Annotated in this window: 6 protein-coding genes; all 6 read right to left on the reverse strand. The window is 40.8% G+C overall.

Going from position 1 to position 3,644, the window contains the following annotated elements; genetic code table 11:
- On the reverse strand, positions 1–199 hold a 199-nt coding region (locus KUL49_RS20950), incomplete at its 3' end, for a hypothetical protein (RefSeq protein ID WP_131138449.1).
- A 270-nt stretch (positions 200–469) separates the two neighbouring features.
- Positions 470–916 (reverse strand): hypothetical protein, encoded by a 447-nt coding sequence (locus KUL49_RS20625; RefSeq protein ID WP_131138450.1) that lies wholly within the window; start codon positions 914–916, stop codon positions 470–472.
- A 116-nt stretch (positions 917–1,032) separates the two neighbouring features.
- Positions 1,033–1,443 carry a hypothetical protein gene (locus KUL49_RS20630; RefSeq protein WP_131138451.1) on the reverse strand — a complete coding sequence of 137 codons (411 nt, stop codon included), beginning with the start codon at positions 1,441–1,443 and terminating at the stop codon, positions 1,033–1,035.
- Between the two features lie 141 nt (positions 1,444–1,584).
- Entirely contained in the window at positions 1,585–1,881 is a 297-nt protein-coding gene (locus tag KUL49_RS20635) for a hypothetical protein (RefSeq protein ID WP_075177340.1), read from the reverse strand.
- Positions 1,872–2,129, reverse strand: coding sequence for a hypothetical protein (locus KUL49_RS20640; RefSeq protein WP_242633924.1), 258 nt, complete (start codon positions 2,127–2,129; stop codon positions 1,872–1,874). The genes KUL49_RS20635 and KUL49_RS20640 overlap by 10 nt, the downstream gene beginning before the upstream one ends.
- 1,103 nt (positions 2,130–3,232) lie before the next feature.
- Positions 3,233–3,644: hypothetical protein (locus KUL49_RS20645; RefSeq protein ID WP_308805579.1), on the reverse strand; the 412-nt coding region annotated here is incomplete at its 5' end.

Here is a 3,644-nt window from a genome sequence, read left to right on the forward strand (position 1 = left end):
GGGGCATAATGGCGAAGCCGCCCCGCGTAAATGCGTCCGAGCGACCGAAGGGAGTGGTCTTTAGCGCTTTGTTAGAAGCAGAGCCAGTTCCTTTGGTCTTTTTAAAAACTGATAAAGCCAGCATACGATTGATTGTTAACACAAACAAGCGAAACGACTGTGCAGTGACGGTTTTGATTTGACTGAAGCTAGCCGCCATCAGAGCTATCGAGTGTAATGGCGCTTGCTGACTTAAAATAAGAACTTGTCGATAAAGCGCCTATTACACTGCCTTTGAATTGAAAGCGGCGGATATAAACCTACCACAAGCCAGAGCGATGCTAATGAAAACAGGTGAGGGTAGTTGCACTGAGATTTTTATAAAGCCAAACGCAGTTTAGGCTGACGCCTTATAACGGCCCGCATAACGGGCAAAAATACGTAGGCTATAATACTGAGCGAAGCGAAGGGAGCCTACGTGTTTTTGTCCCTAGCGAGCGCAGCGAGTGTTAATGCGTTTGTTAGGTGCGGTGAGCTTTAAACGCCCGAACGACCATGAATGAAACGATACCAGCATAAATAATAAAAAACAAGATACTGCAGTTGAAGATGTAAAACCGTGAACCAGAGTGAATTTAAGTATACAAAATAAGGTGAAGCCGATCGTGACAAAACAAGATGCAAGCGCAGCAGCTAGAGAAAATGTGGGATAGTCCTCCATCCAACTGGCTAATAAAAATAGGACACCACAAAAGAAAATGAGAAACTTAAAGCTACCAATTACCGGTAATGCTAAATCTGGTTGTTTGAGCAGAAAAGTTAGAATAATTAGTGGCACACCCAAAGAAAAATTTAAAACCTTTAACTCACCAACGGCCCGTTCAGACTGAACAAACTCTTTCGACTTTGGCCATTTCATTCCATGAAAGTTAAACATTCTGAGAGCACCTAACTTTTAAATAAGGGGCGCAGACATGTGGGCTAAAATGCGAAGCAGCCCACGTGTATGCGTCCCAGCGAACGAAGTGAGTTACTTAATTTTTTTGTTATGCGCTACTTATGAACATCCTCGCGCGCTGGATTTTGCATATTACATTTTTGAATTTCGTTGCTTTTTTGGACGGTATCTAGGTATTTGTCCATCATCTTAGAAATGGCTGAACTATCAGGATCAATTGCGCCTTCTAGTGAAACGGTTAAGTTGGACAAATCTGTAAAATCATCTCTCGCTCTTATTAACAGTTTAAACTCATCCATTTTATCAGGAGTAAGAGAATCACTAGCGATTGAAATTTGATTTTGCCAAGACTGCATTTTTTGTGCTGCAGAACTATTTATACCCGCTAACAAAAATTGAAGCTCGCCGTTCCTTTTTTTAGATTCATTCAAAACTGCAGTTTGATAAATTGCAATCGCAGTTCCGATAATACCAACAAGTAACGATATTACACTTAATGCGTCCATAAAAATTCCTTTTTAGTTTTGTACTCAACTAGCGCATAACTTTTAAATATGGGCACAAACAGGCAGGCTATAATGGGGAAGCCGTCTGCCTGTTTGTGTCCCAGCCCGCCTGCGGGCGACATAATTTTTTTGTTAGGCAACTTAGCGTCCATATCCCTCGGTACTTTTTATTACTAACGTCTTTGCGTTAGCCTTTTTACAATAGTCTAAAACAGAGGCTATTATGGTTTGATTAGTGGAATTGTCGTAAAGAACTAAAATATTCTGAGATGATTGTTTTTCTATATGTGCGAGCAGCTCATCAGCAGATAAAAACTCTACATCTTTGAAGATATACTTACCGGCAGTTATGTTTATAAAATTGCCACCACTTTTAGCCCATTCTTCGTCCTCTAATGAGTGATACTTTATTGCTAAATCTATTGAGTTCAAATCCATTTGTTACCTAACATTAAGCTAAGCGGCGCAGTTGCGTGGGGCATAATGGCGAAGCCGCCCCGCGTAAATGCGTCCGAGCGACCGAAGGGAGTGGTCTTAAGCGCCTTGTTATAAGCAAAGCCAGTTCCTTTGGTCTTTTTGAAAACTGTTGAAGTCAGCATACGATTGATTGTTAACACAAACAAGCAAAACGACTGTGCAGTGATGTTTTTGATTTGATAGAAGCTAGCCGCCATCTGAGCTATCAAGTGTAATGGCGCTTGCTGGCTTAAAATAAGAACTTGTCGATAAAGCGCCTATTACACCACCTTTGAATTTTAAGCGGCGGATTTACACTTACCACAAGCCAGAGCGATGCTAATGAAAACAGGTGAGGGTAGTTTTACTGGGATTTTTATAAAGCCAAACGCAGTTTAGGCTGACGCCTTATAACACCCCACTAAGGGGCGATAACACATGGGCTAAAATTAGGAACGAAGTGACGCAGCCCATGTGTTAGCGTCCCAGCGAGCAGCGCGAGCGCCTTTAGTGTTTTGTTAGGTGAACGTAGCATGAAATTACCTTGTTAAGAAAAATAAAATCCAAGCAGAAGGTAAGCCAGTCACGCTTATATAAAAAAGAGTTCGTAATAAGTTCGAGGTGTTTCTTCTAGGGATTCCAGCCATCAATATTATCCACGCAGCTATGGAGAATATACCTAAAATTAGGTTTGAGAAAAGTACAGAAATAGCTCCTACTATTAACCCTGTAAAAATACCAATTAGTAGAGTGTTAATTGTGTTGTCTTTCAATCTTAATAGCTCAATATCTTACAGGTTCACCTAACTTTCCAATAACGGGCGCAGGCATGTGGGGCATAATGGCGAAGCCGCCCCGCATGTATGCGTCCCAGCGAACGCAGTGAGTGTGTTGATTGGGTTGTTAGTACCCGTAAACCCAATACTACCTAGCAACATTATTTAATTTTATTCCTATTTTTGATTATTTCACGATAGCTGAAATAGGTAAAAAATGGCGAAAGTAAATAAAAAAGCTAGCAGCACATCTAGAGCAAAAAGTGGATAAATCAGTTCTGCTTGGCCAATAGAGCCGCAAAAGTCCCATGAAAATATAGAAATACATTCATAAACTGAAGTTGACCAGACATATGCAGTAAGACCGAATAGAACGCTAATTATCAAAAGGCTTCTTAGCATTTTTAGATATAGCTTTTTGGATGGTTTTACTTTCAAGCTTCCTGCTCCGAGGGTACTAACTTTCCAATAACGGGCGCAGACATGTGGGGCATAATGGCGAAGCCGCCCCGCGTGTATGCGTCCCAGCGAACGTAGTGAGTGAGTTTATTGGGTTGTTATATGCCTTGTTTATTAAACCTGATGACATCTTTGTGTAATCCATAAGACATGCTCAATCCAAGCGTATCGTTAAAATAGAACTGAATATATCCATTATTGAGCCTAGCTTCCCAGTTACTGATATTGTCATAGCGAGAAAGGTATAGATTTACTTTTTTCTGTCTCCCAAGGTTCCAAGACCTTCCAATGGGATCGTCGTACCAAGTACTTGAAACAATGCCATCCGTTTCATAAATAGCTACATTGTAAGCTGCATTTGAAACTTTATATTGCCTTTCCTCTTCGGACTCAAAAAAGACGGGGCTGCCAATCTTTTTTAATATAGCCAATCCATCTTCTATTGGAATGCCTAAAGGTACGTGAGGGCTTTTGAGTTTTTTAAACCAGATAATGTCCGTATTCCTTTGG

The organism is Alteromonas sp. KUL17, from assembly GCF_006538305.1.
GTDB classification, from domain to species: domain Bacteria; phylum Pseudomonadota; class Gammaproteobacteria; order Enterobacterales; family Alteromonadaceae; genus Alteromonas; species Alteromonas macleodii.

Excerpts from the sequence above, each read along its gene's own strand:
- KUL49_RS20635 (WP_075177340.1), bottom strand. The coding sequence starts at position 1,881 with ATGGATTTGAACTCAATAGATTTAGCAATAAAGTATCACTCATTAGAG.
- KUL49_RS20630 (WP_131138451.1), bottom strand. The coding sequence starts at position 1,443 with ATGGACGCATTAAGTGTAATATCGTTACTTGTTGGTATTATCGGAACT.
- KUL49_RS20625 (WP_131138450.1), bottom strand. The coding sequence starts at position 916 with ATGTTTAACTTTCATGGAATGAAATGGCCAAAGTCGAAAGAGTTTGTT.